Source organism: Caballeronia sp. (genome assembly GCF_049581465.1).
Lineage (GTDB): Bacteria > Pseudomonadota > Gammaproteobacteria > Burkholderiales > Burkholderiaceae > Caballeronia.
On record NZ_JBAUSA010000833.1, the window covers coordinates 1 to 3,660 of the forward strand.

The window sequence follows — 3,660 nt, forward strand, 5'->3', positions numbered from 1 at the left end:
CTGCTGATGATTGGGACCACCCGCTTACAAGAGGCAGGCTTAGTGTGATCCGTTACCGCGTAAGAAGCATCCTTCGGCACCAACTGTAATTGCGGTTAATTCGTACGATTCCCCTGAGTATTTTTGCCGGCATGTCTTGCCGCGTGAGAGGGTTTTTGATCATTTTTTGGGAGATGGAACGTCGCTGGAAATACTTGAAACATTTGCCTGCCCGGCCAGTTGCACACCTGTCGCTCGAATCTCGCAAGCCTTAAGTACGGAGGGCCGTCAATCCGGTTCGCGCGATATCACACATTTTCCTTCAACTCGGACTCACATTGATGAGCGCCGGGGCTTGCTGCGGCTTCAAACCGCGAAAAGGAGTTTATCGTGATTAAACAAACACCCGAAGCGAAAGCGTCGGATAGCGCTCCGCCGGTAGTTTTCGTTGTAGACGACGATGCGTCGATCAGCGAGGCGATTGCGCGCGTGCTCGAATCTGTCGGCGTGACCGCCCGGTTATTTCCGCACGCTACTGACTTCCTGGATCAACTGCAGCGGATCAAGCCCGACGCATGCAATCGTCCAAACTGTCTGATACTCGATATCCGGATGCCGCGAATGGGCGGACTTGAACTTCAGGAGCGGCTTGTGGAATCGAACATGAACATCCCGATCATTTTTATCTCGGCGTACGGCGATGTCACGATGACTGCGCATGCAATGAAGGCGGGCGCTCACGACTTTTTGTCGAAGCCGTTTCGAAGTCAGGAGCTGCTCGATGCGGTCGAATCCGCGCTGACTTATGACCGTTTGCATCGGAAGACCGACGCCTTTCAACGAGAATTGAACGAGCGCTATTCCACGTTGACCGTTCGCGAACAAGCGATACTCAGGCTCATTGCGCGCGGGTTGATGAACAAGCAGATCGCCTGGGAGTTGGGGCTGAGCGAGATAACCGTGAAGGTCAATCGTGCGCAGCTGATGCGAAAGATGGAAGCACGATCAGTTGCCGATCTCATCAAGATGGAAGACCGACTGAGTCTGCCGAAGTCGATTGCCTGAAATGGCGCGTCATCGGGTTTTTATCTTGATCGACGCCGGTTCAGCCGGGCATCGAGCGGTATCTCACGCGGCGGCATCCGCACCCATCCGCACGCATTCAAGATATCGCTCGAGTCGACCGTCGAAGAGGCGGGAACCATGACAAGATCGCCTTTATGACGGAGTACTGTGTAGTGGTCGACACATCATTCCTTTTCCGAGCGCTACGTCTTCTATGAACATTGATCGCAACGATGCTCCGGCACTGACCAGTTTTATCCGTAACATCATCGACGAAGACAATCGCGCCGGCAAATGGTCGCAGCGGGTCGAGACGCGTTTTCCGCCCGAGCCGAACGGCTACCTGCACATTGGCCATGCGAAGAGCATCTGCCTGAATTTTGGCATCGCGCGTGATTACGGCGGTGTGTGTCACCTGCGTCTAGACGATACCAATCCGGAAAAGGAGAGCGTTGAGTACGTCGAGTCGATCATCGACGGCGTCAAATGGCTCGGCTTCGACTGGACCAAAGACGGCCGCGAGTATCTCTTCTACGCGAGCGATTACTACGACAAGCTCTACGAATTCGCCGAACTGCTGATCGAGCGCGGTCAGGCTTATGTTGATAGCCAGACTGCCGATGAGATGCGCCTCACGCGGGGCTCGGCCCAGGAAGCGGGAAAGAAGTCGCCGTTTCGCGATCGCTCTCCCGAAGCGAATCTCGACCTGTTTCGCCGCATGAAGGCGGGCGAATTCAAGGAAGGCGAGCACGTGCTGCGCGCGAAGATTGACATGGCGTCGCCCAACTTCAACCTGCGCGATCCGGTGATCTACCGGATTCGGTTTGCGCATCACTACCGGACCGGCGACACATGGTGTGTTTATCCTATGTATGACTATTCGCACTGCATCTCGGATGCACTGGAAAACATCACGCATTCACTCGCCACCCTGGAATTCGAGGATCATCGCCCGCTGTACGACTGGTTCCTGAATCAACTCACCGAGGACGGCAAGTTCACCCGACCGTTGCCGCGGCAAATCGAGTTTTCGCGCCTGAATCTGACTTACACCATCACCAGCAAGCGCAAGCTGCTGCAACTGGTGAACGAAAATCACGTGGAAGGCTGGGACGACCCGCGCATGCCGACTATTGTGGGCGTGCGGCGTCGCGGCTTCACGCCGGAAAGCATCCGCCTCATGTGCGACCGCGTGGCCGTGACGAAAGTGGATTCGTGGATCGACATGAGCGTGCTGGAAGGCGCACTGCGTGACGATCTCGACGAAAAAGCGCCACGCGCGATTGCGGTGCTGGACCCGTTGAAGCTGATTGTCGACAACTATCCGGAGGGCACGAGCGAAACCTGCAGCGCGCCGGTTCATCCGCATTATCCCGAGCGCGGCGCGCGCGAGTTTCCGTTTTCACGGGAACTGTGGATCGAGCGCGAGGACTTCCAGGAAGTCCCGAAGAAAGGCTATTTCCGCTTGTTCCCGGGCAACAAGGTTCGGCTCAAGTACGGCTTCGTCGTGGAATGCACGGGTGCGGACAAGGACGAACAAGGCAACGTGACAGCCGTGCACTGCAATTATTTCCTGGACAGCCGCTCGGGCACGGAAGGCGCGAACGCCTACAAGGTCAAGGGCACGATACATTGGGTGAGCGCGAAGGGCGCGTACGAAGCCGAAGTACGTCTTTACGAACGACTTTTTAAAGAACCGCAGCCGGGAGCCGGCGGCGTGGAATTTCTCAACGATCTGAACCTCGCCTCCAAGCGTGTTGTCAGGGCTTATCTCGAGCCTGCAGCGCGGGCCGCGCTGCGAGAAGACCGCATCCAGTTCGAGCGGCACGGGTACTTTGTGGCCGACCGTATCGACTCGCAACCGGGTGAGCCTGTCTTCAACCGAATCGTGAGCTTGCGCGACAATTGGGGCAAGCGACACTAAGCTTGATCGCTCCATAGCGCTACGACCTTCGGTTGTCCAACGTCCGACAAGCATAAACGCGATCAGTACATGCCTTTAAATCCAAATTCATCACTCGCCAAACTTTTCAATGCACCCGTCCGCCCTGGAAAGGTGATCTGGATCGGAGCAAGGCGTTCACGGCGGAGCGAAATGCAGATCATGCGGGAGGCGCTGCTCGAGACGGGAAGGGGATTGATAGACGATCACTACAGCCGATTCAATGGTGATCGCCAAGTTACGCTCATCCAGTCTGAAAACCTCGCGACCATTGCGAGCCATCTCGGGAAAGATGAAGCTTTACCGCAGGACCTGCGTCGAAACATTGTCACTCAAGGCATCAATCTTCTGGCGCTCAAGGACCGACAGTTCCGCATTGGTCAGGCGATTCTCGAAACCTCGGGGGAGTGCCATCCGTGCTCACGCATGGAGGAGGCGCTGGGTATTGGCGGTTATAACGCGGTGCGAGGTCTGGGCGGCATCATTGCGCGGGTTGTTCAAGGCGGCCTGATTTACATCGGCGATGTTGTCGAGCCTTTGTGAGTGTCGTCGACTTACTCATAAGTCAGTAATTTAGCGGACAGGAATTGGAACGCTGACTCCCGAATGTTGTCAAATCCCGTCATGAAAAGAGACGGCAGGTCGTTGGCCCACAACACGCTTGAAGAGATGCG

General features: G+C 56.2%; 3 protein-coding genes. All 3 read left to right on the forward strand.

Translation table 11 applies throughout. From position 1 onward, the window contains the following. Positions 1–369 precede the first annotated feature (369 nt). Entirely contained in the window at positions 370–1,044 is a 675-nt protein-coding gene (locus tag WCA53_RS20460; protein ID WP_423914931.1) for a response regulator transcription factor, read from the forward strand. A 214-nt stretch (positions 1,045–1,258) separates the two neighbouring features. Further along, positions 1,259–2,968 (forward strand): glutamine--tRNA ligase/YqeY domain fusion protein, encoded by a 1,710-nt coding sequence (locus tag WCA53_RS20465; RefSeq protein ID WP_423914933.1) that lies wholly within the window; start codon positions 1,259–1,261, stop codon positions 2,966–2,968. Between the two features lie 171 nt (positions 2,969–3,139). After that, entirely contained in the window at positions 3,140–3,529 is a 390-nt protein-coding gene (locus WCA53_RS20470; protein WP_423914935.1) for an MOSC domain-containing protein, read from the forward strand. The last annotated feature ends 131 nt before the right edge of the window (positions 3,530–3,660 follow it).